General features: G+C 60.4%; 20 protein-coding genes and 1 other RNA gene. 13 read left to right on the forward strand and 8 right to left on the reverse strand.

The genetic code is table 11. The features are described from left to right. Nucleotides 1–162 precede the first annotated feature (162 nt). Nucleotides 163–315, forward strand: coding sequence for a hypothetical protein (locus tag PMI01S_RS31060; protein ID WP_090473954.1), 153 nt, complete (start codon nt 163–165; stop codon nt 313–315). A gap of 34 nt (nt 316–349) precedes the next feature. On the opposite strand, the gene PMI01S_RS12455 is transcribed toward PMI01S_RS31060, so the two are convergent. The 4 genes from PMI01S_RS12455 to PMI01S_RS12470 all read right to left on the reverse strand — a co-directional run bounded on the left by PMI01S_RS12455 (nt 350) and on the right by PMI01S_RS12470 (nt 1,774). Next, a complete protein-coding gene (locus tag PMI01S_RS12455; protein ID WP_084320311.1) occupies nt 350–955 on the reverse strand; it encodes a 5-formyltetrahydrofolate cyclo-ligase in 606 nt (201 codons plus the stop codon). 86 nt (nt 956–1,041) lie between these two features. Next, nucleotides 1,042–1,220: non-coding RNA, 6S RNA (gene ssrS / locus PMI01S_RS12460), on the reverse strand. Nucleotides 1,221–1,250: 30 nt separating this feature from the next. Further along, the gene (locus PMI01S_RS12465) at nt 1,251–1,568 is read right to left on the reverse strand and encodes a cell division protein ZapA (RefSeq protein ID WP_017341388.1); all 318 of its coding nucleotides are present in this window, start codon (nt 1,566–1,568) and stop codon (nt 1,251–1,253) included. Next, the gene (locus PMI01S_RS12470; RefSeq protein WP_003213954.1) at nt 1,565–1,774 is read right to left on the reverse strand and encodes a TIGR02449 family protein; all 210 of its coding nucleotides are present in this window, start codon (nt 1,772–1,774) and stop codon (nt 1,565–1,567) included. Before PMI01S_RS12470 ends, PMI01S_RS12465 begins: the two co-directional genes overlap by 4 nt. A gap of 197 nt (nt 1,775–1,971) precedes the next feature. Between PMI01S_RS12470 and PMI01S_RS12475 the strand changes: the two genes are divergently transcribed. The 10 genes from PMI01S_RS12475 to gcvP all read left to right on the forward strand — a co-directional run bounded on the left by PMI01S_RS12475 (nt 1,972) and on the right by gcvP (nt 14,568). Continuing rightward, the gene (locus tag PMI01S_RS12475) at nt 1,972–2,532 is read left to right on the forward strand and encodes a YecA/YgfB family protein (RefSeq protein WP_084320313.1); all 561 of its coding nucleotides are present in this window, start codon (nt 1,972–1,974) and stop codon (nt 2,530–2,532) included. A gap of 27 nt (nt 2,533–2,559) precedes the next feature. Continuing rightward, on the forward strand, nt 2,560–3,894 hold the full coding sequence (pepP, locus tag PMI01S_RS12480; RefSeq protein WP_084320315.1) for a Xaa-Pro aminopeptidase: 1,335 nt from the start codon (nt 2,560–2,562) through the stop codon (nt 3,892–3,894). After that, the gene (gene ubiH / locus PMI01S_RS12485; protein WP_084320316.1) at nt 3,891–5,078 is read left to right on the forward strand and encodes a 2-octaprenyl-6-methoxyphenyl hydroxylase; all 1,188 of its coding nucleotides are present in this window, start codon (nt 3,891–3,893) and stop codon (nt 5,076–5,078) included. Before pepP ends, ubiH begins: the two co-directional genes overlap by 4 nt. Then, nucleotides 5,071–5,556, forward strand: coding sequence for a DUF4442 domain-containing protein (locus PMI01S_RS12490; RefSeq protein ID WP_084320318.1), 486 nt, complete (start codon nt 5,071–5,073; stop codon nt 5,554–5,556). The genes ubiH and PMI01S_RS12490 overlap by 8 nt, the downstream gene beginning before the upstream one ends. A 9-nt stretch (nt 5,557–5,565) precedes the next feature. Next, the gene (locus PMI01S_RS12495; protein ID WP_167362974.1) at nt 5,566–6,783 is read left to right on the forward strand and encodes a 2-octaprenyl-3-methyl-6-methoxy-1,4-benzoquinol hydroxylase; all 1,218 of its coding nucleotides are present in this window, start codon (nt 5,566–5,568) and stop codon (nt 6,781–6,783) included. A 249-nt stretch (nt 6,784–7,032) separates the two neighbouring features. Then, nucleotides 7,033–8,037, forward strand: a complete 1,005-nt coding sequence (locus PMI01S_RS12500; protein WP_084320322.1) for an extracellular solute-binding protein — start codon at nt 7,033–7,035, stop codon at nt 8,035–8,037. A gap of 141 nt (nt 8,038–8,178) precedes the next feature. Next, entirely contained in the window at nt 8,179–9,795 is a 1,617-nt protein-coding gene (locus PMI01S_RS12505) for an ABC transporter permease (protein WP_084320324.1), read from the forward strand. A gap of 156 nt (nt 9,796–9,951) precedes the next feature. Continuing rightward, nucleotides 9,952–11,034 (forward strand): glycine cleavage system aminomethyltransferase GcvT, encoded by a 1,083-nt coding sequence (gene gcvT / locus PMI01S_RS12510; protein WP_084320326.1) that lies wholly within the window; start codon nt 9,952–9,954, stop codon nt 11,032–11,034. 50 nt (nt 11,035–11,084) lie between these two features. Then, a complete protein-coding gene (gene gcvH, locus PMI01S_RS12515; protein ID WP_084320327.1) occupies nt 11,085–11,468 on the forward strand; it encodes a glycine cleavage system protein GcvH in 384 nt (127 codons plus the stop codon). 226 nt (nt 11,469–11,694) lie between these two features. Continuing rightward, nucleotides 11,695–14,568 carry an aminomethyl-transferring glycine dehydrogenase gene (gene gcvP / locus PMI01S_RS12520; protein WP_084320329.1) on the forward strand — a complete coding sequence of 958 codons (2,874 nt, stop codon included), beginning with the start codon at nt 11,695–11,697 and terminating at the stop codon, nt 14,566–14,568. A 184-nt stretch (nt 14,569–14,752) separates the two neighbouring features. Here the strand turns inward: gcvP and PMI01S_RS12525 are convergent, their stop codons facing one another. From PMI01S_RS12525 to PMI01S_RS12540, 3 genes are all read right to left on the reverse strand, one after another. Next, a complete protein-coding gene (locus PMI01S_RS12525; RefSeq protein WP_017341376.1) occupies nt 14,753–15,070 on the reverse strand; it encodes a DUF2388 domain-containing protein in 318 nt (105 codons plus the stop codon). Nucleotides 15,071–15,531: 461 nt separating this feature from the next. Then, nucleotides 15,532–17,316: a type IV pilus assembly ATPase TfpB gene (gene tfpB / locus PMI01S_RS12535; protein ID WP_084320331.1), complete on the reverse strand. Its 1,785-nt coding sequence runs from the start codon at nt 17,314–17,316 to the stop codon at nt 15,532–15,534. Nucleotides 17,317–17,406: 90 nt separating this feature from the next. Then, a complete protein-coding gene (locus PMI01S_RS12540) occupies nt 17,407–17,745 on the reverse strand; it encodes an ACT-like domain-containing protein (RefSeq protein WP_084320332.1) in 339 nt (112 codons plus the stop codon). A gap of 126 nt (nt 17,746–17,871) precedes the next feature. Between PMI01S_RS12540 and PMI01S_RS12545 the strand changes: the two genes are divergently transcribed. Beyond that, nucleotides 17,872–18,336 carry an Lrp/AsnC family transcriptional regulator gene (locus tag PMI01S_RS12545; RefSeq protein ID WP_008024235.1) on the forward strand — a complete coding sequence of 155 codons (465 nt, stop codon included), beginning with the start codon at nt 17,872–17,874 and terminating at the stop codon, nt 18,334–18,336. A gap of 125 nt (nt 18,337–18,461) precedes the next feature. On the opposite strand, the gene PMI01S_RS12550 is transcribed toward PMI01S_RS12545, so the two are convergent. Continuing rightward, nucleotides 18,462–19,829, reverse strand: a complete 1,368-nt coding sequence (locus tag PMI01S_RS12550; RefSeq protein WP_084320333.1) for a CYTH domain-containing protein — start codon at nt 19,827–19,829, stop codon at nt 18,462–18,464. A gap of 317 nt (nt 19,830–20,146) precedes the next feature. On the opposite strand from PMI01S_RS12550, the gene argE reads away from it, so the two are divergent. After that, nucleotides 20,147–21,301, forward strand: coding sequence for an acetylornithine deacetylase (gene argE / locus PMI01S_RS12555; protein WP_084320334.1), 1,155 nt, complete (start codon nt 20,147–20,149; stop codon nt 21,299–21,301). Nucleotides 21,302–21,358: the final 57 nt, after the last annotated feature.

Here is a 21,358-nt window from a genome sequence, read left to right on the forward strand (position 1 = left end):
GCAATTTTATGACAAACCGACAGTCGGTTGACGCCAGCGTTTGCGTGTCGGTTCACGTTGTCGCAAAATGCCGGCCTTCTAAGCTTGACGCTGCTGCACGGCCTACACCTACAACGGAAACCGCTGCTGTCATCGTGTTGATGTGCCTTTGGGGGGCAATCGATGAAACGCAAACCGGATTTACTATGGATATTGGTTATTTTGTTCGGCCTTGGCGTCGTGACCACTGGCTATGCCCAAAGCCTGTGGAGCAACAAGACCGATGCGCCGGTTGAAATCGCGCAGCAACAACAGCCGTCAGCCTTCAAACGCTGAGCCTGCTTTTCGACGCCGCTGACTCCAGTGGCGTCTAGCCTGCGTAATACCAGGCCTTGTCCGTCACCGTTCCTTGCAACGGCACATCCCAGCTCGCTTGAGCCAAGCGTTCGACCTTCTGACATTCATGGGCCAGCCCCAACAGCGTCGGTTTGCGCCAGTTTTTGCGTCGCGCCAGGTACGCCAGGCTTCGATCGTAGAAGCCGCCGCCCATGCCAAGTCGGCCGCCAACATCATCGAATCCCACCAAGGGCAACAGTACCAGGTCGAGCGCCCAGACTTTGCGTTGCCTGGCGAGGTTATGCCTGGGCTCGAGAATGCGAAAACGGTTGGGTCTGAGTTTTTCGCCTGGACGAATCCGTTGGAACACCATTTTGGTGCGTGGCCAGGCGCTGAGCACTGGAAGGTAAGTCGCCTTGCCTCGCCGTTGAGCGGCGCGCAGCAACAGGCGCGGGTCGATTTCACCGTCGGTGGGCAGGTACAGGGAGATATGTTTTGCGCGGCGGAACAATGGCTGCTGGGCCAATTGCTTGTACAGCCCGCGAGCGGCCTGGCGCTGCTGACTGGCGGTCAGTGCGCGGCGGGCCTTGCGCAGCATGCGTCGAAGTTGCGGGCGGGGCAGCAGCGCAGGTTCGGTCATGGGTTCGGGCTTCGGCAGTGCGGGTACACAAAGCGTACCCGTAAAAAAGCCGATGCCGGTATTTAAACCGGCATCGGACTGGAATCAGGCTCCCCGGATGAACCGCTGCTGACTTAGCCCTTGAACCCGAAAGTTCAAGGTGGAAGATGCAGTAGGCTTTAAGGCTTTCCGTCTAGCGGACATGCACACCAGCCCAACGTGCAACTTCCAGGGTAGTGCGAATCGGCTCAGGGACGTGGTCAACTGGCAAGCACCCCAGGGAGTGCTGCGAGTATAACCCAAGCGGTTCGACGAATCAGCCCTTGGTGACGTCCGGATCGGTGGCGAGCACCAGATCGACGCGATCCAGCAGGTCGCGCACCTGCTCACGGGTCGAGCCGCTGACCTGCACATCCGGACTTTCTTGCTTGTGCAGAAGGTCGTGCGTGATGTTCAGCGCGGCCATCACGGCGATGCGATCGGCGCCAATGACTTTGCCGCTGCTGCGGATTTCGCGCATCTTGCCGTCCAGGTAGCGGGCAGCACTCACCAGATTGCTGCGTTCTTCCTGGGGGCAGATGATCGAATATTCTTTGTCGAGGATCTGCACGGTAACGCTATTGCTTGAACTCATGAGTCTTGCTCCAGGGCCTTGAGGCGCGAAATCATCGATTCGACCTTACGCCGCGCGATTTCGTTTTTTTCAATGAGGTGCGCGCGTTCCTCGCGCCAGGTCTTTTCCTGAGCTAATAGGAGTCCGTTTTGACTCTTAAGTTGCTCGACCCGATTAATAAGCAGTTCGAGTCTGGCCATCAGCGCTTGCAGGTCGGTGTCTTCCATTGTGTCCACTGAAAATGTCTGATGGGTGTTGAACTGCAGGGCGAGCTTGCTCGCGATGGTCTCCAACGATAACGCTGGGTCCCTGACACCCGCGGCGTTCTGGGCTTCATCGCGAGCAAGCTCGCTCCTGCAGAGGAGTCGATGTAGGATACAAGGCCTTCATTCTAGACATAGCGCCGTCTGGCGCCTAGCTGCCCATGCCCATTCAGAATTCTCCGTACCAAGCCTTCGCCACCCTGCTGACTTCCAGCGGTCATAACGTCTCGCCTGCCGAACTGCATGGCTTGCTGCTCGGGCGCAGTTGCGCCGGTGCCGGCTTCGATGCCGAAGGCTGGCTGGTCGATGCCGCCGAGCTGCTCGAAGGCGAGCCGCAAGACAACGTTCGCAATGCCTTGATCGGCCTGCAAGAGATGGTCAAGGGCGAGCTCACCGGCGACGACGTGACCGTCGTTCTGCTGCTGCCGACCGATGACGAACCGCTGGCTGATCGCGCCGCTGCACTGGGCCAATGGTGCCAGGGCTTCCTCAGCGGTTTCGGCCTGAACTGCCGTGACAGCAGCATGCTGAGCACCGAGGCTACCGAAGTGTTGCAGGATCTGGCGGCCATCGCCCAGGTACAGGACGCGCTGGAAGAGTCCGATGACGGCGAAAGCGACTACATGGAAGTCATGGAATACCTGCGTGTCGCGCCGCTGCTGCTGTTCTCCGAAACCAAAAAGCCGGACGCATCGGCTGCCGCCAAACCGTCGTTGCATTAATCGCGAGCCAGGAAAAGCCATCTGCCCATGATTCATATCCCGAAATCGGAATACAGCCGTCGCCGCAAGGCCTTGATGGCGCAGATGGAACCCAACAGCATCGCCATTTTGCCCGCCGCCGCGGTCGCCATCCGCAATCGTGATGTCGAGCACGTTTACCGCCAGGACAGCGATTTCCAGTACCTCAGCGGTTTCCCTGAGCCACAAGCCGTTATCGTGCTGATGCCGGGCCGTGAACATGGCGAATACCTGCTGTTCTGCCGTGAACGCAACGCCGAGCGAGAACTCTGGGACGGCCTGCGTGCCGGTCAGGAAGGCGCGATCCGCGACTTCGGTGCTGACGACGCTTTCCCCATTACCGACATCGACGACATCCTGCCGGGCCTGATTGAAGGCCGCGACCGGGTGTATTCGGCCATGGGCAGCAACCCGGAGTTCGATCGACACCTGATGGACTGGATCAACGTGATCCGCTCCAAGGCGCACCTCGGCGCCCAGCCGCCGAACGAATTCGTTGCGCTGGATCATCTGCTGCACGACATGCGTCTGTATAAATCGGCGGCAGAAGTGAAGGTGATGCGCGAAGCCGCGCGGATTTCCGCTCAGGCGCATATCCGAGCGATGCAGGCCAGCCGGGCCGGGTTGCATGAGTTCAGCCTGGAAGCGGAGCTCGATTACGAGTTTCGCAAGGGCGGGGCGAAGATGCCGGCCTATGGTTCGATCGTCGCGGCGGGGCGCAACAGCTGCATCCTGCATTACCAGCAGAACGACGCCGTGCTCAAGGACGGCGATCTGGTGCTGATCGACGCCGGTTGCGAGATCGACTGCTACGCCAGCGACATCACCCGCACCTGGCCGGTCAATGGCAAGTATTCCGCGGAACAGAAGGCGATCTACGAGCTGGTGCTGGCTTCGCAAGAAGCGGCATTCGCCGAAATCGCCCCGAACAAACACTGGAACCAGGCGCACGAAGCCACGGTTAAAGTCATCACTGCCGGGCTGGTGAAACTGGGCTTGTTGCAGGGCGACGTCGACGAGCTGATCGCCAGCGAAGCCTATAAAGCGTTTTACATGCACCGCGCCGGCCACTGGCTGGGCATGGATGTGCATGACGTCGGCGAGTACAAGGTCGGCGGCGAATGGCGCGTGCTGGAAGTCGGCATGGCGCTGACCGTGGAACCGGGGATCTACATTGCCCCGGACAACCAGAACGTAGCGAAGAAATGGCGCGGCATTGGCGTGCGCATCGAGGACGACGTCGTGGTGACCAAAACCGGCTGTGAAATCCTGACCAGCGGCGTACCGAAAACGGTCGCCGAGATCGAGGCCTTGATGGCTGAAGCGCGGACAAAAGCGGCATGAGTCGAGTCAATCTGGCAATCATCGGCGGCGGCCTGGTTGGCGCGAGCCTGGCGTTGGCGTTGCAGGCGGGAGCCAAGGCTCGCGGCTGGAAGATCGTGCTGATCGAACCGTTCGCCCCCGGCCACACTTACCAACCGAGCTACGACGCCCGTTCTTCGGCGCTGTCCTATGGCGCCAAGCAGATTTATCAACGGTTGGGCGTGTGGCAGGAAATCTCCCGCCGCGCCGAGCCGATCAAGCAGATTCACGTCTCCGACCGTGGTCGTTTCTCCACCGCGCGATTGTCGGCGATGGAAGAGGGCGTGCCGGCGCTGGGCTATGTGGTGGAAAACGCCTGGCTCGGCCAATGCCTCTGGCAAGGTCTGGACAAGGACGTGGTCACCTGGCGCTGCCCGGCGGAAGTCACGCGCATGGAGCCGCTGACCGATGGCTATCGCCTGACCCTCAATGATGAAACCACCCTGGAATGCGACCTCGCCGTGCTGGCGGATGGCGGCCGCTCCGGCCTGCGCGAGCAACTGGGGATTGGTATCAAAAAACGCCCGTACAACCAGAGCGCGCTGATCGCCAACATCACCCCGAGCGAAGCGCACAACGGCATGGCTTTCGAACGTTTCACCGACGAAGGCCCGATGGCGTTGTTGCCGCTGCCGGAAAACCGCTGCGCCCTGGTCTGGACCCGTCTGGGCATGGACGCACAACGGTTGGCCGCCCTCGATGAACGCAGCTTTCTCAGCGAATTGCAGGGCGTGTTCGGTTATCGCCTCGGCACCTTGAAGCAGGTCGGCGCGCGGCATCTTTATCCGCTGACACTGATTGAAGCCGAGGAGCAGGTGCGTCCGCATCTGGCGGTTCTCGGCAATGCCGCCCACAGCCTGCATCCGATTGCCGGCCAGGGTTTCAACCTGTCCCTGCGTGATGCGCAGGCGTTGGCGGACGCGCTGCTGGCGAGCGAGAAAGCCCCCGGCGACTTTGCGACCTTGCAGGCTTACCGCGAGCGCCAGCGCCTGGATCAGAACCTGACCGTGGGCTTTTCCGATCAGGTCACGCGATTGTTCGGCAGTACTCAACCACTGGTCTCGCTAGGTCGAAACATTGGCCTGCTCGGCCTCGATCTGCTGCCGCCGGCCAAGCGTTGGTTCGCCCGACAGGCCATGGGCCTGGGTACGCGTCCCGATGCTTAAGTGGCTGACGAGCACGTTCGGCAAAGCACGTTTGATGCGCTGGTTCATGACGTTCTACCCGCCGTACCTTGGCGCCGGGGTTCGCGTGCGGCACATCAGTGATGATTTTCGGGACATCAAGGTGTCCATGGGATTGGGTTGGTACAACCGCAACTACGTCGGCACGCAGTTCGGTGGCAGCCTGTATTCGATGGTTGATCCGTTCTATATGTTGATGCTGATGGAAAACCTCGGCCGTCGGTTCATCGTCTGGGACAAATCCGCGGACATCGATTTCATCTCGCCGGGCAAAGGCCCGGTGTTCGCCAGCTTCAGGATCGATGAAGCCTTGCTCGACGAGATCCGCCAGCAAACGGCGAACGGCGAAAAATACCTGCCGCAATTGCAGGTCGATATCCACGACGGCGCCGGCACCTTGGTGGCGCGGGTCCAGAAAACCCTTTACGTGCGGCTCAAGCCGCAAGCGAGACAGGCTTAAAGCATGGAAATGCGCGCAGATCTGCTGATTGTCGGGGCCGGAATGGTCGGCAGCGCCCTGGCGTTGGCGTTACAGGACAGCGGGCTGGAAGTCCTGCTGCTGGACGGCAGCCCGATGAGCGTCAAACCCTTCGACGGGCAGGCGCCGTTCGAACCGCGAGTGAGCGCCTTGTCGGCCGCCAGTCAGCGAATTCTCGAGCGGCTGGGAGTCTGGGATGGCATCGCCAGCCGGCGCAGCAGTCCTTACACCGACATGCACGTCTGGGACGGCAGCGGCACCGGGCAGATCCACTTCTCGGCCACCAGCGTTCACGCCGATGTGCTCGGGCATATCGTCGAGAACCGCGTGGTTCAGGACGCCTTGCTCGACCGCTTGCACGACTGCGACCTGGGAATGCTGGCCAATGCGCGTCTGGAGCAGATGCGCCGCTCCGGCGACGACTGGCTGCTGACCCTCGCCGATGGCCGCACCTTGCGTGCGCCGTTGGTGATCGCGGCGGACGGTGCCAACTCGGCGGTGCGGCGCCTGACCGGCGTGGCCACGCGCGAGTGGGATTATATGCACCACGCAATCGTCACCAGCGTGCGCAGCTCACAACCTCATCAAATGACGGCCTGGCAGCGGTTCACCGATCACGGCCCATTGGCGTTTCTGCCGCTGGAGCGGGACGGTCGCCAGGATTGGTGTTCGATCGTCTGGTCGACCACGCCGAGTGAGGCCGAACGCTTGATGGCGCTGGATGATGAAGACTTCTGTCGCGAGTTGGAGCAAGCCTTTGAAGGCCGTTTGGGTTCGGTGCTGAGCGCCGATCCGCGTCTTTGCGTGCCGCTGCGGCAGCGCCATGCAAAGCGCTATGTGGCTGAGGGCCTGGCGCTGATCGGCGATGCGGCGCACACCATTCACCCATTGGCCGGGCAGGGCGTGAACCTCGGCTTCCTCGATGCCGCCGTGCTCGCCGAAGTGCTGCTGCAAGCGGCTGAACGGGGTGAGCGGTTGTCGGAGGTGAAAGTGTTGAGCCGCTACGAGCGTCGGCGCATGCCGCACAATTTGGCGTTGATGGCGGCGATGGAAGGCTTTGAGCGATTGTTCCAGGCCGATCCGTTGCCGGTGCGCTGGTTGCGTAATGCCGGGTTGAAGATGGTTGATCAGATGCCGGAGGCCAAAGCGTTGTTTGTGCGTGAGGCGTTGGGGTTGATCGGGGATCTGCCGGCGCTTGCCAAGGCTTGAGATTTTCACTGCGGCTGATGGCCTCATCGCGGGCAAGCCCGCTCCCACAAGAATTTCCGGTGGACACACTTTATGTGTGAACACTGGAGATCCCTGTGGGAGCGGGCTTGCCCGCGATGAGGCCGGTAAAACTATCCCATGTCTCATGCCATGCAACATCTGGTAACGCCTCCGCAAACTGATCGATTGAGAACGTAAATGTGAGTCCTTATCATTTGCCCTCACTTTTCAAATCGAGAGATCGCTCCCATGTTGGCACCGAAGCGTCTACTGACCGCACTCGCTCTGACTCTGATTGGCAGCACTGCCGCCCAGGCCGCTGCCGAAGTGGTGGTTTACTCCTCGCGTATCGACGAGCTGATCAAACCGGTGTTTGATGCCTACACCGCGAAAACCGGCGTGCAGGTGAAGTTCATCACCGACAAGGAAGCGCCGCTGATGCAGCGCATCAAGGCCGAGGGCGAGAATGCCACCGCCGACCTGCTGCTGACCGTCGATGCCGGCAACCTGTGGCAAGCCGAGCAGATGGGCATCCTGCAACCCTTCACTTCGAAAACCATCGACGCCAACATCCCGCTGCAATACCGCGCGGCTTCTCATGCCTGGACCGGCCTGAGCCTGCGGGCGCGAACCATCGCTTACTCCACGGACCGGGTGAAGCCGGGCGAGTTGACCACTTACGAAGGTCTGGCCGACAAGAACTGGGAAGGCCGCCTGTGCCTGCGTACGGCGAAGAAGGTCTACAACCAGTCCCTGACTGCCACCATGATCGAAGTGCATGGCGCCGACAAAACCGAGAAGATCCTCAAGGGTTGGGTCAACAACCTGTCCACCGACGTATTCTCCGATGATGTCGCGGTATTGGAAGCCATCAACGCCGGCCAATGCGATGTCGGCATCGTCAACACTTACTACTACGGCCGTCTGCACAAGCAGAAACCTGACCTGGCGGTGAAGCTGTTCTGGCCTAACCAGGCTGATCGTGGCGTGCATGTGAACCTGTCGGGCATCGGCCTGACCAAGTACGCGCCGCACCCGGAAGCCGCCAAGGCTCTGGTGGAGTGGATGACCACGCCTGAGGCGCAGAAGATCTTTGCCGACGTGAACCAGGAGTTCCCGGCCAACCCTGCGGTGACGCCGTCCGCGGAAGTCGCCGCCTGGGGCAAGTTCGTCGCCGATACGTTGCCTGTGGAAGTCGCCGGTAAACGTCAGGCCGAAGCGATTCGCTTGATGGATCGAGCTGGCTGGAACTGAGTCTGCTGCTTTAAAGAGCAAAAGGTCGCAGCTTTCGGCAGTTCCTACCGGGTGTACACCATCCCAATGTAGGAGCTGCCGAAGGCTGCGATCTTTTTGCGTTTTCCCTACACTTCACGATTTCCCTGCGAGAGACCGTCCTTGGCCCACCCCGCCCAACGCCGCTGGTATCCCCTGGTCTTCGTCATTGCTGCGCTGGTCCTGCTGCCCCTCAGCGTTTTGCTGATGTCCTGGCAAACCATCGATCATCAAATATGGTCCCACCTCTGGGACACCCAGTTGCCGCGGCTGCTGGGCAACACGCTGACCCTGGTACTCGGCGTCGGTGCCGGTGTAACGCTGTTGGGCGTCAGTCTCGCCTGGCTCACCAGCCTCTGTGAATTTCCCGGTCGACGCTGGCTGGATTGGGCGTTGATGCTGCCGTTCGCCATTCCCGCCTACGTGCTGGCTTTCGTTTTCGTCGGCCTGCTGGATTTCGCCGGCCCCGTGCAAACCCTGATGCGCGAATGGTTCGGCACTGGCCTGCGGTTGCCGCGAGTGCGCTCCACGGGCGGTGTCATCCTCGTTCTGGTGCTGGTCTTTTATCCCTACGTTTACCTGTTGGCCCGCACCGCGTTCCTGGCGCAGGGCAAAGGCCTGATGGAAGCGGCGCGAGTCCTGGGGCAATCGCCGTGGCAAGCGTTCTGGCGAGTCGCCTTGCCGATGGCGCGGCCGGCCATCGGTGCTGGCGTTGCGCTGGCGCTGATGGAAACCCTGGCGGATTTCGGGGCCGTGTCGGTGTTCAATTTCGACACCTTCACGACCGCTATCTACAAGACCTGGTACGGATTCTTCAGCCTCTCCACCGCCGCGCAACTGGCCAGTTTGTTGCTGCTGGTGGTGATGGTCGTGCTGTACGGCGAGCGCCGTGCCCGTGGCGCCAATCGAGCGAGCAATGAGCGGCCGCGGGTCAAGGCGTTGTATCACCTGCGTGGCTTCAAGGCGTTGGCGGCGATGAGTTGGTGCGGGCTGGTGTTTGCCTGCGCCTTCGTCATTCCGGTGCTGCAACTGGTGGTGTGGTTCTGGCAGCGCGGCCGTTTCGACCTGGATGAGCGGTACACCGGGCTCATTGTCCATACGCTGTATCTGGGCGGCATGGCGGCGTTGATCACTGTCAGCGTGGCGCTGGTGCTGGCGTTTGCCCGGCGCCTGGCGCCAACCCGGGCGATTAGTTCCAGTGTCAGCCTGGCCAACCTCGGCTATGCGTTGCCGGGTTCGGTGCTGGCGGTGTCGATCATGCTGGCCTTCAGTTATCTGGATCGCGAGCTGGTGATTCCGCTGTCGGGATGGTTGGGCGGAGCCGGAAAACCGTTGCTGTTGGGCAGTCTGTCGGCCTTGTTGCTGGCCTATCTGGTGCGTTTCATCGCGGTAGCTTATGGGCCGCTGGAAAGTAGTTTGGCGCGAATACGGCCATCTTTGCCCGAAGCGGCACGTAGCCTTGGGGTCAGTGGGCCACGACTGTTTTTCAAAGTGTATCTGCCGTTATTGCTGCCCGGCACGTTGAGTGCTGCGCTGCTGGTGTTTGTCGATGTGCTCAAGGAAATGCCCGCAACCCTGCTGATGCGCCCGTTTGGCTGGGACACGCTGGCCGTGCGCATCTTTGAAATGACCAGCGAAGGCGAGTGGGCGAGGGCATCGTTGCCGGCGTTGACGCTGGTTCTGGTCGGGTTATTACCGGTCATCGGATTGATTCGACGTTCGGCGCATCGAAACACCTAGGTGTCAGTCCTACACCTTGAGGCTACAATGCGCGGCATTCGGTGCGGTCCGTCCTACAGACCCGTTCGCTGAAATCGGCTGAAAGCCTTCTATTTCAAGGCTTTCACCCCGTGCAGCATCGGCCCGCACCCTCGCCACGCCCGGAAGGAGAAACCCATGGGACAGCGTACGCCTCTGTATGACCTTCATCTCGCCCTCGGCGCGAAGATGGTCGATTTTGGCGGTTGGGATATGCCTCTGCATTACGGCTCGCAGGTCGAGGAACACCATCAGGTGCGCCGCGACTGCGGGGTTTTCGATGTATCCCACATGACCGTGATCGATGTCAGCGGCGCTCAGGCCAAAGCCTGGCTTCAGCATTTGCTGGCCAATGACGTCGAGCGTCTGCACAGCTCCGGCCGTGCCTTGTACAGCACCATGCTCAACGAGCATGGCGGCATCGTCGACGACATGATCGTCTATCGCCTCGACGACGGTTATCGCCTGGTGGTCAACGCCTCCACGCGTGATCAGGACCTGGCCTGGATGCAGGCGCACCTCGCCGGCTTCGATGTGCAGCTCAACGAGCGCGCCGAGATGGCGATGCTGGCCATTCAAGGCCCCCATGCCCGACACAAAATTTCCGAGCTGGTCACCCAGTCTCGCGGCAACCTGATCCAGTCGCTCAAGCCGTTCGAAGGCCAGCCCGACGGTGACTGGTTCATCGCACGCACGGGGTATACCGGCGAAGACGGCCTGGAAATCATTCTGCCAGCCAATCAGGCCCCGGGTTTTTTCAACGATCTGGTGGGTGCAGGCATCTCGCCAATTGGCCTCGGGGCACGGGATACGCTGCGTGTCGAAGCCGGCATGAACCTGTACGGTCAGGACATTCATCAGGACGTTTCACCGCTGGCCTCGAACATGGCCTGGAGCATCGCCTGGGAGCCGGCGTCGCGTCAGTTCATCGGCCGCGATGCACTCGAAGCTGAACGGGCGGGCGGCGTGAAGCACAAACTGGTCGGTCTGGTCCTTGAAGAGCGCGGGGTTTTGCGCGCTCATCAAGTGGTCCGCATCGCCAATGTTGGCGAAGGGGAGATCACCAGTGGTAGTTTCTCTCCTACGCTTAGCAAGTCGATTGCACTGGCGCGCGTGCCGATGGCGACTGCCGACCGCGCAGAAGTGGAAATCCGTGGCAAATGGTACCCGGTCCGAGTGGTCAAACCGACCTTCGTACGCCATGGCAAAACCTTGATCTAACCTTTTCTGGCGGGCAACGACCGCTGACAATTTTCTTGAGGACACAGAATATGAGCGATATCCCTGCCGACCTGCGTTTTGCCGAAAGTCACGAATGGGCCCGTCTGGAAGCCGATGGCACCGTCACCGTGGGCATCAGCGATCACGCTCAGGAAGCCTTGGGCGATGTGGTATTCGTTGAGTTGACCGAAGTCGGAACCGTCTTCGCTGCCGGTGGTCAATCCGGCGTGGTTGAGTCGGTCAAAGCCGCGTCCGACATCTACTCCCCGGTTGCCGGTGAAGTGATTGCGATCAACGAAGAACTGAGCGCTAATCCGGAACTGCTCAACTCCGACCCGTACGGTGCCTGGATCTTCAAACTGAAGCCAAGCAACGCTGGCGATCTGGACAAGCTGCTCGATGCAGCGGGCTACAAGGCCGCCATCGGCGAGTAAGCCTTCAGCGTCACCCAAAGCCCCGACTAGTCGGGGCTTTTTGTTACCTGACAGGTCAATATCAAAAGATCGCAGCCTTCGGCAGCTCCTACAGAAGTACGCATTCCAATGTAGGAGCTGCCGAAGGCTGCGTTCTTTAGATCTTCAAGGGCTCCGTGACAGCGGCTGCTATGCTGGTTTGACCGTGTTGCATCGACGTTGAGCGCCAGTCAAGAGAGAGCCCGTCATGTCCCAGTTGCCGTCCCTGAGCCAGTTACGCGACCCCAATGCCTTCCTTCGCCGCCACCTCGGGCCCGATGCCGCCGAGCAGCAGGCGATGCTCGACAGCCTAGGCGTCGGCAGCCGCGTCGAGCTGATCGAGCAGACGGTGCCGCCGGGGATTCGCCTGAACCGGGCGCTCGACCTGCCGCCCGCCCTCGACGAAGAAGCCGCGCTGGCCAAACTGCGTGGTTACGCCGAGCAGAACCAGGTCTGGACCAGCCTGATCGGCATGGGTTACCACGGGACGATCACGCCCGCCGTTATCCTGCGCAACGTGTTGGAAAATCCCGGTTGGTACACCGCTTACACGCCGTATCAACCGGAAATTGCCCAAGGCCGACTCGAAGCGTTGCTGAATTTCCAGCAATTGACTATCGATCTGACTGGCCTGGAGCTGGCCAACGCCTCGCTGCTGGATGAAGCCACGGCGGCGGCAGAAGCCATGGCCCTGGCCAAGCGGGTCGCCAAGTCCAGGAGCAATCTGTTTTTTGTGGATGAGAATTGTCATCCGCAAACCATTTCCGTGGTGCAGACCCGTGCCGAAGGTTTCGGTTTCGAGCTTATCATCGACGCTGTGGATAACTTGAAACAGCACCAGGTGTTCGGCGCGCTGCTGCAATACCCCGACACCCACGGCGAGATTCGCAACCTGCGTCCGTTGATCGATCACCTGCATGCCCAACAAGCACTGGCCTGCGTCGCGACCGATCTGTTGAGCCTGTTGTTGCTGACGCCGCCAGGAGAGTTGGGCGCCGACGTGGTGTTCGGCTCATCCCAGCGATTCGGCGTGCCCATGGGCTACGGCGGACCGCACGCGGCTTTTTTTGCCAGTCGTGATGAATACAAGCGGGCGATTCCCGGGCGGATCATCGGCGTATCCAAAGATGCTCGCGGCAACACGGCTTTGCGTATGGCCCTGCAAACCCGTGAGCAACACATTCGCCGGGAGAAGGCCAATTCGAACATTTGCACCGCCCAGGTGCTGCTGGCCAACATTGCCAGTTTCTATGCGGTCTATCACGGGCCGGAAGGGCTGAAACGCATCGCCCAGCGGGTTCATCGACTGACGTGCATCCTCGCTGCAGGGTTGGAGCGCCACGGCATTCCGCGCCTCAACACGCACTTTTTCGACACTTTGACGCTGGAGGTGGGCGGCACCCAGACGGCGATCATCGAAAGCGCCCAGGCCGCGCAAATCAATTTGCGCATTCTCGGACGCGGTCAGTTGGGGCTGAGCCTCGACGAAACCTCTGACGAAAGCACTGTGGCGAAGCTGTTCGATGTATTCCTCGGCGCCGATCATGGACTGAATGTCGACGACCTCGACGCTGAAACGCTTCCTTCCGGCATCCCCGACGGACTGCAACGATCCTCGCCTTACCTGCGTCACCCGGTGTTCAGCGCACATCACAGCGAAACCGAGATGCTGCGTTACCTCAAGCAGCTCGAAAACAAGGACCTGGCCCTCAACCAGTCCATGATCCCGCTGGGCTCCTGCACCATGAAGCTCAATGCCACCAGCGAGATGATCCCCATCACCTGGCCGCAATTCGCCAACCTGCACCCGTTCGTGCCGAAAGAGCAGGCGACCGGTTATGCGCTGATGATCGAAGAGCTGGAGCGCTGGCTCTGCGCGATCACCGGTTTCGATGCGATCTGCATGCAGCCCAATTCCGGCGCCCAAGGGGAATACGCCGGGTTGCTGGCGATCCGCAAATATCACGAGAGTCGTCATCAGGGTGCGCGAGATATCTGCCTGATTCCGTCATCAGCCCACGGCACCAACCCGGCCTCGGCGCAAATGGCTGGAATGCGCGTGGTTATCGTCGAGTGTGACGAGGCAGGCAACGTCGATCTGGACGACCTGAAAGGCAAGGCTGCCGAGGCGGGCGATAAACTTGCCTGCCTGATGGCGACGTACCCATCGACCCACGGCGTTTACGAGGAAGGCATCAGTGAGATCTGTGAAGTTATCCACAGCCATGGCGGCCAGGTGTACATGGATGGCGCCAACCTCAATGCGCAAGTCGGGTTGGCGCGGCCGGCAGACATTGGTGCAGACGTTTCCCACATGAACCTGCACAAGACTTTTTGCATTCCCCATGGTGGTGGCGGGCCGGGGATGGGGCCGATTGGTGTGCGGGCGCATCTGGCGCCGTTCGTGGCCAATCACCCGGTGGTGGCGATTGAAGGGCCGCTGCCGCAGAACGGCGCAGTCAGCGCGGCGCCCTGGGGCAGCGCGAGCATACTGCCGATCAGCTGGATGTACATCGCCATGATGGGACCGCAACTGGCAGATGCCAGCGAGGTGGCGATCCTCGCTGCGAATTACCTGGCGCAACATTTGTCCGGTGCATTCCCGGTGCTCTACACCGGGCGCAACGAGCGGGTGGCTCACGAATGCATTCTCGACCTGCGGCCACTCAAGGCACTGACCGGCATCAGCGAAGAGGACGTGGCCAAGCGTCTGATGGACTATGGCTTCCATGCGCCGACCATGTCGTTTCCGGTGCCGGGGACCTTGATGGTCGAGCCGACCGAAAGTGAGTCGAAAGCTGAGCTCGACCGCTTTATCGGGGCGATGCTGAGCATTCGCGCAGAAATCACCGAGGTGCAGAACGGCAACTGGCCTGTCGAGGACAACCCGCTGAAACGGTCACCGCACACGCTGGCCGACATCACCGGGGTTTGGGAGCGGCCGTACAGTATCGAACAAGCGGTGACACCGGACGCGCACACCAAGGCGCACAAGTATTGGCCGGTGGTGAATCGGGTGGATAACGTTTACGGGGATCGGAACCTGTTTTGCGCGTGCGTGCCCGTGGACGATTACCGCTGAGGGCGACGCCGATCAAATGTGGGAGCGGCGGTGCGACGATTCGACTTGCTCGCGAAAGCGGTTTGACATTCAAAAATGATGTCGACTGGTACACCGCTTTCGCGAGCAAGCCCGCTCCCGCATTAAATCGGGTTCACAAAAAAATGCCGCTCATATGAGCGGCATTTTTGTTCAGCTGAAAAGCTTACTCGGAAGCGACGGCATTCTTCGCCAGGATCGCATTCGCCAGCTCCATGTCCGTGGCCTGCAGGCCAGGATTGTCGGCGCGGACCTTTTGCATCGCGGCTTCCAGATACGGGCCGCGGATGCCGCCGTCACTGGCAACAAAGCTGCCGGCATCGTCCTGTGCGGCAATGATCAGCTTGTGATCCTTGAACGTCAGGTAAGTCGAACCGGTGGTTGCACCGGACGAGATGACGTTACGCCAAAAGCTGTCGGCCATCGCCGAACCGACTGGAAGGGACAACACGGCGATGGTAGCGACAGCAAGTTTGAAACGCATGATGGGTGACTCCACTGGGTTAACTACGTGGGCTTTGATTGCCAATTACCCAATGGAGTTCCCGGATGGATCGTCAGCCCTGTCGCTCGCACAACTGTCCCTTGCCGGTGACTTGCTGAACACGTTGGAGCCAGCAGGTTTTGTTTGGCACCATGGCTGATTGTTTTCGATGCACGGATGCTTCCCTTGTCTATTGGCGCACTGCTTTACGTCACCGTAATGAACATTTTGCTCCTTATGTTCATTGGCCTCCCCACGCTATTGATTGGGCTATGCATTCCCGGCTGGCGTCGGCGGATGTTGCGCCAGCCTTGGCGTTTTGGTGCATTGGGGCTGGCGTGTCTCCTGGTGGTTGGCTTCACCGTTTACCGGAGTGTGTAAATTGCGCTGCTGCGCGGATCGCACGTTTCGTGCGGCTGGGTGGTTGGGCCTCACATCGATAAATACACCGCGCCGCGTAGCTACTTCTGCTCACTCTGCGGTGTCACCCGCAGCACCTCCTCGATCGTCGTCAGCCCCGCGGCGACTTTCTGCGCGCCCGACAGTCGCAGGCTGCGCATGCCTTCCTTGAACGCCTGACGCCGGATCGCCAGCAGATCGGTGTCAGGGTTGATCAGTGCTTTGAGGCCATCCGTCAGTTGCATGATTTCGTAGACCCCGGCGCGGCCGCGATAACCGGTGTCGCGGCATTCCAGGCAACCGATGGCGCGCTGGGCGTTGCCCGGTAGCGGTGCCTGCCAGGGTTTGGTCAGGGTTTGCCAGTCTTCTTCACTCAGTGTCAGTGGTGCCTTGCAGTGCGGGCACAACGTACGGACCAGTCGCTGCGCCATGACGCCAAGCACCGTCGCCTTGATCAGGTAATGCGGCACGCCGAGTTCCAGCAGGCGGCTGATGGCGCTGGGCGCGTCGTTGGTGTGCAACGTCGAGAGCACCAGGTGACCGGTGAGCGCGGCCTGGATTGCCATTTCAGCGGTTTCGAGATCACGGATCTCGCCGATCATGATGATGTCCGGGTCTTGTCGCATCAGTGCGCGCACACCGGCGGCGAAGGTCAGGTCGATGTTGTGCTGGACCTGCATCTGGTTGAACGCTGGCTCGACCATCTCGATCGGGTCTTCGATGGTGCAGAGGTTGACCTCCGGCGTCGCCAGTTTTTTCAGGGTGGTGTAGAGCGTGGTGGTCTTGCCCGAACCGGTCGGCCCGGTCACCAGAATGATGCCGTTGGGCTGAGTCGTCATGTCCTGCCAGCGGCGCAAATCATCGGCGGAAAAGCCCAGCTGATCGAAGTTCTTGAGCAGCACTTCCGGGTCGAAGATCCGCATGACCATTTTTTCGCCAAACGCCGTTGGCAACGTCGACAGTCGCAGCTCGACTTCGCCACCGTCCGGGGTTTTGGTTTTCACCCGGCCATCCTGGGGTTTGCGTTTTTCCGCGACATTCATCCGTCCCAGGCTCTTCAGGCGACTGACGATGGCCATGGTCACCTGCGGCGGGAATTGATAGACGTTGTGCAACACACCGTCGATGCGAAAGCGCACCGTGCCTTGCTCGCGACGGGGTTCTATGTGGATATCGCTGGCGCGCTGCTGGAAGGCGTATTGGAACAACCAGTCGACGATGTTGACGATGTGCGCGTCGTTGGCGTCCGGCTCCTGGTCGCTGGCGCCGAGGTTGAGCAGTTGTTCGAAGTTGCCCAGGGTGCTGGTCTGTTGATCGTTGTTGGTCGCGCCGCTGACCGATTTGGCCAGACGGAAAAACTCCACGCTGAAGCGCTGAATGTCTATCGGGTTGGCCACCACGCGCTTGATGGGCAGCTTCAGAACGTGGGTCAGGTCGGCTTCCCAGGCTTTGACGTAAGGCTGGGCGCTGGCCACGGTCACCGCGTCGCGATCAATGGACACCGCGAGAATCTTGTGGCGCTGGGCGAAGGCGTAGGACATCAGCGGCGTAATGGCCGCGACGTTGATTTTCAGCGGATCGATGCGCAAGTAGGGCTGGCCGGCCTGCTGCGACAGCCACAGGGTCAGGCTTTCCAGGTCAAGGTGTTTACCGGGACGACTGAGATCGTCCAGCTGCTGGCTGGCGATGAACTCCAGCGGGTGCATCTGGCCATGGGTGGCGTGACGACGGCGGGCGTTGAGCGCGTGCTCGGCCGAGTCCTGGCTGATAAAGCCCTGGGCGACCAGTTCGCGCAGCAAATCATTGAGATCCAGCCAGCGGTCCTGAATGGCAAGTTGAACGGACATGCGGGCTCCTCGTGAACAACAGTTCGCAAAGGATAGTCGTGGACCCGCTGACCGTTGGGCCACTACCCGACGAAGCCGTATCGGCTTTTTTCAGCCTGTCGCCTGAGTCGCGTCAACCCACACAGAATCAGCCGCTTGCAGTTCAACCGAACAGACACTGATCAGGTTACGTAATTTTTCCGCAATCACTTGCGCACGGTGCCAGCTCAGCCCGTCGATAACGATGTCGATCGACAGCAAATCGTCCATGCGCTGCACGTTGACCTGTTGCGGCGTCAGGCATTGCAACGCGAACAGGTTGAGCGCACGGCACAGCAGATCCGGTTCGGCCTCGGCCAGCACTTGATAGTGGACGCCGCAGTGGACATTGCTGACGTTCCAGACATCGGCGCGGGTGGGCGGGGTGTTCACGGCTTCGAGATGCGGCATGATCGGTCTCCAAAATCAGTGGAGGAATTTTTACATTCGATGCCGGGTATTTCTTATCTATGATGGGGGTTATTGGCGATCTATCGAATCGTGTGATTCAACAAAATATAAATTACAGGTTTTTTTATGCAAAGCGAGCTGGATGGCTACGACCGCAAGATTCTCGCGTTGCTGCAAGAGGACGCTTCGCTCTCCAGCGCACAGATCGCCGAACAGGTTGGGCTTTCGCAATCGCCCTGCTGGCGGCGGATTCAGCGGATGAAGGAGGAGGGGATCATTCGTGGGCAGGTGACGCTGCTGGACCGGAAGAAGATCGGGCTTAACACGCAGATTTTTGCCGAGGTCAAACTCAACGCCCATGGACGCTCGAACTTCACCGAATTCACCGAGGCGATTCGCGGCTTTCCCGAGGTGCTGGAGTGTTATGTGCTGATGGGGTCGGTGGATTTCTTGCTGCGGATTGTGACAGCGGACATCGAGGCGTATGAGCGGTTTTTCTTCGAGAAGCTGTCGATGGTGCCGGGGATTCAGGAGGTGAACTCGATTGTGGCGTTGTCGGAGATCAAGTCGACCACCAGTTTGCCGGTCTAGGGTTTCGTGGTGAGTGTGCGGGCCTCTTCGCGAGCAAGCCCGCTCCCACATTTGATTTTCAGTGAACACAATCTCTGTGTACGACGAAGTCAAATGTGGGAGCGGGCTTGCTCGCGAAAGCGGTATTACATGCGCAGCAACATCTTCCAGGCACGATTCTGATAAACCGCAATCGCCTGCTGCTTGCGTGCATCCAGCGACTCATCGGTGATCGGCTCGTTCGCTAACAGAGCAAGCTGCTTCAACTCGCCGTACAGGCGATCCATTTCCGGGATCTCCAGCACGTGGCGGGCGTGGTGCAGCCAAGACTGGATGCGCTCGATGCGCGGCAGTTGCTCGGCCAGATCTTCCGGCTGCTGCTGGTAACGCTGCAATTGCAGTGATGTGGCTTCTTCACCCAACAGGCGTGGCAACCAGCTGCCCAACTGCGCAGCGCCCTGGCGATTGCCGCGAACATTGCGATCGGCCGCCCAGGTGCGGGCCAGCAACCAGCGCGAAGTGTTCAGCGAGAACTGGCCCCAGCGCGGGTCTTCGAGTTCTTCGAGGAACTGCTCCGGCGCGGCTTTACGCACGTCTTCGTCGTCCTGACCGGCTTGCACCAGTGGGCGCCAGTCTTCGAGCAACGCATCCAGCGCGAGGCGCAGGTCGTGTGTCGACTGACGCGGGGCGGCCTGGCCCAGGCTGCTCAGCAACGCGCGCAATTCAGCGAGGTTTTCGACCCAGTCCTGCAACAGGCGCCAATGGCCATTGAAGCGATATTGCTCGGCCAGGCGCTGGCTGCTGCTCAGCAAGTGCCAGCTCAGCGCGGCGAACGCGTCGTCCAGCGGTGTTTCGGCAGTGATTTGCGGCGCCGCCAGGCTCAGCGAGTAGCTGTTGGCGTCATACAAACGATAACCGCGCTCGGCCTTGCTGATGTCACAGGGCATCAGGGCCAGGGTTGCAGCCAGTTCGGCGGCCAGTTCCAGCAGCGCGGCCGGTTCGCCTTCGCGAAGCTCCAGCTCCAGTTCGCAGATTTCTTCTTTCTGTTTGCCGACGACAACGTGGCCCAGGTCCAGCGCGGCTTCTATCACCACTTTGGTCTTGCCACGGCCCCAGGCGATTTCGGCGCGTTCACGCACGAAGTCGGTGGTGAAAATCGGCTTGAGGGTTTTCTTGTCCAGCTCGGCCAACTCTTCAGGCCAGCATTCGCCGTCGAGTTTCTTCACGTCGAGCTTGGCTTTGGGCAGGTTCCAGTCGTATTCGTTACGCTCGGACAAACCGGCAACGCTCTGGCCACGGGTCTTGAGCGTCTGGATCACTTCTTCGCCATCGCGGCGCAGGCGCAGGGCAACCTTGGCACGGGCCAGGTCACGCTCAGGCGTGTCGAAGTACTGGTTCATCAGTTCACGGCGTTCCCAGCCACTTTTGTTGCGTTTTTTCAGTAGCGGGTGCTCGCGCAGGGCGGCGAGGGTTTCGCGGCTGACGCGGAGTTTGATTTCGGTTTCTTTCTGCATGGCCGGAAAATCCAGGATCGGGAGCGCAGCCGGGGGAATGTGTGGCTGCCAAGGTCGTGCAGTGTACAGGACTGACCCGAGATAGGGTCTTTTGACGCTCGGTGACGAGCCGCGACGGGCCCCCCTTGGCGCAGGGCTGCGTTGCTCGGAACTCATTTGGGACAACCAAACCACGTTCCTCGCGCCTTGCCCTGCACCAAGGGGGGCTCGTCGCGGCTCATCACCAAGCGTCAACAGACCCTACCCGCGCCGCGACGGTTTATTCCTGTCGCCGGATGGTTCTATGATGGACTTCAATTCGCGAGTTGGAGTCAGCGATGTCTTTGCCGTCCATGAAAGATCAGTTCGCTGCGCTGATTGCCGCGCCGTCGGTCAGTTGTACCCAGGCCAGCCTCGATCAATCCAACCGTCCGGTGATTGATTTGCTGGCGACGTGGCTTGGCGACCTCGGTTTTGCCTGCGATATCCAGCAGGTCAGCCCCGGAAAATTCAATCTGCTGGCCAGTTTTGGTTCCGGCCCCGGTGGTTTGGTGCTGGCGGGGCATAGCGATACTGTGCCGTTCGATGGCGCGTTGTGGCAGACCGATCCGCTGAAGCTGACCGAGGTCGATGGCCGCTGGGTCGGTTTGGGCAGTTGCGACATGAAAGGTTTTTTCGCCCTGGCCATCGAAGCCGTCCTGCCCTTGCTCGACCGGCCGTTCAAGCAGCCGTTGCTGATTCTTGCCACCTGCGATGAAGAAAGTTCGATGTCCGGGGCTCGTGCCTTGGCCGAAGCAGGACGTCCATTGGGTCGGGCGGCGGTGATCGGCGAGCCGACCGGGTTGAAGCCGATCCGCATGCACAAAGGCATCATGATGGAACGCATCGACATCCTCGGTCAGAGCGGCCACTCCTCGGACCCGCGCCTCGGTCATAGCGCCCTCGAAGCCATGCACGATGCCATCGGCGAATTGCGTGGATTGCGTCTGCTGTGGCAACGCGAATACCGTAATCCGCAGTTCGGCGTACCGACGCCGACCATGAACTTCGGCTGCATCCATGGCGGGGATAACCCCAACCGCATCTGCGGTCAGTGCTCGCTGGAATTCGATCTGCGTCCGCTGCCGGGCATGGACCCCAAGGTGCTGCGTGCGGAGATTCTGAAGAAGCTCGACCCGATCGCCGAGCGCCATCAGGTAAAGATCGATTACGCGCCACTGTTCCCCGAAGTGCCGCCCTTCGAGCAGGACGAAGATGCCGAGTTGGTCCGCATTGCGGAAAAGCTCACCGGTCATCGCGCCGAAGCAGTGGCGTTTGGCACCGAAGCGCCTTATCTTCAGCGTCTTGGTTGCGAAACAGTGGTGTTGGGCCCGGGCGACATTGCCTGCGCGCACCAACCCGGGGAATACCTCGAAATGTCACGTTTGCAGCCTACCGTGCATCTATTAAGGCAGTTGATTGAACATTACTGCCTGACACCGGCCAAAATGTGACCTGTGTAGGAGCCGGCTTGCTGGCGATGAACGATAACGCGATTCACCTGATGGACC

Source organism: Pseudomonas migulae NBRC 103157 (assembly GCF_002091715.1).
GTDB classification, from domain to species: domain Bacteria; phylum Pseudomonadota; class Gammaproteobacteria; order Pseudomonadales; family Pseudomonadaceae; genus Aquipseudomonas; species Aquipseudomonas migulae_A.

Bases quoted from the DNA above. Each gene is read 5' to 3' on its own strand.
- PMI01S_RS31060 (WP_090473954.1), top strand. From the start codon at position 163: ATGAAACGCAAACCGGATTTACTATGGATATTGGTTATTTTGTTCGGC.
- PMI01S_RS12455 (WP_084320311.1), bottom strand. From the start codon at position 955: ATGACCGAACCTGCGCTGCTGCCCCGCCCGCAACTTCGACGCATGCTG.
- PMI01S_RS12465 (WP_017341388.1), bottom strand. From the start codon at position 1,568: ATGAGTTCAAGCAATAGCGTTACCGTGCAGATCCTCGACAAAGAATAT.
- PMI01S_RS12470 (WP_003213954.1), bottom strand. From the start codon at position 1,774: ATGGAAGACACCGACCTGCAAGCGCTGATGGCCAGACTCGAACTGCTT.
- PMI01S_RS12475 (WP_084320313.1), top strand. From the start codon at position 1,972: ATGCCCATTCAGAATTCTCCGTACCAAGCCTTCGCCACCCTGCTGACT.
- pepP (WP_084320315.1), top strand. From the start codon at position 2,560: ATGATTCATATCCCGAAATCGGAATACAGCCGTCGCCGCAAGGCCTTG.
- ubiH (WP_084320316.1), top strand. From the start codon at position 3,891: ATGAGTCGAGTCAATCTGGCAATCATCGGCGGCGGCCTGGTTGGCGCG.
- PMI01S_RS12490 (WP_084320318.1), top strand. From the start codon at position 5,071: ATGCTTAAGTGGCTGACGAGCACGTTCGGCAAAGCACGTTTGATGCGC.
- PMI01S_RS12495 (WP_167362974.1), top strand. From the start codon at position 5,566: ATGCGCGCAGATCTGCTGATTGTCGGGGCCGGAATGGTCGGCAGCGCC.
- PMI01S_RS12500 (WP_084320322.1), top strand. From the start codon at position 7,033: ATGTTGGCACCGAAGCGTCTACTGACCGCACTCGCTCTGACTCTGATT.
- gcvT (WP_084320326.1), top strand. From the start codon at position 9,952: ATGGGACAGCGTACGCCTCTGTATGACCTTCATCTCGCCCTCGGCGCG.
- gcvH (WP_084320327.1), top strand. From the start codon at position 11,085: ATGAGCGATATCCCTGCCGACCTGCGTTTTGCCGAAAGTCACGAATGG.
- gcvP (WP_084320329.1), top strand. From the start codon at position 11,695: ATGTCCCAGTTGCCGTCCCTGAGCCAGTTACGCGACCCCAATGCCTTC.
- PMI01S_RS12525 (WP_017341376.1), bottom strand. From the start codon at position 15,070: ATGCGTTTCAAACTTGCTGTCGCTACCATCGCCGTGTTGTCCCTTCCA.
- tfpB (WP_084320331.1), bottom strand. From the start codon at position 17,316: ATGTCCGTTCAACTTGCCATTCAGGACCGCTGGCTGGATCTCAATGAT.
- PMI01S_RS12540 (WP_084320332.1), bottom strand. From the start codon at position 17,745: ATGCCGCATCTCGAAGCCGTGAACACCCCGCCCACCCGCGCCGATGTC.
- PMI01S_RS12545 (WP_008024235.1), top strand. From the start codon at position 17,872: ATGCAAAGCGAGCTGGATGGCTACGACCGCAAGATTCTCGCGTTGCTG.
- PMI01S_RS12550 (WP_084320333.1), bottom strand. From the start codon at position 19,829: ATGCAGAAAGAAACCGAAATCAAACTCCGCGTCAGCCGCGAAACCCTC.
- argE (WP_084320334.1), top strand. From the start codon at position 20,147: ATGTCTTTGCCGTCCATGAAAGATCAGTTCGCTGCGCTGATTGCCGCG.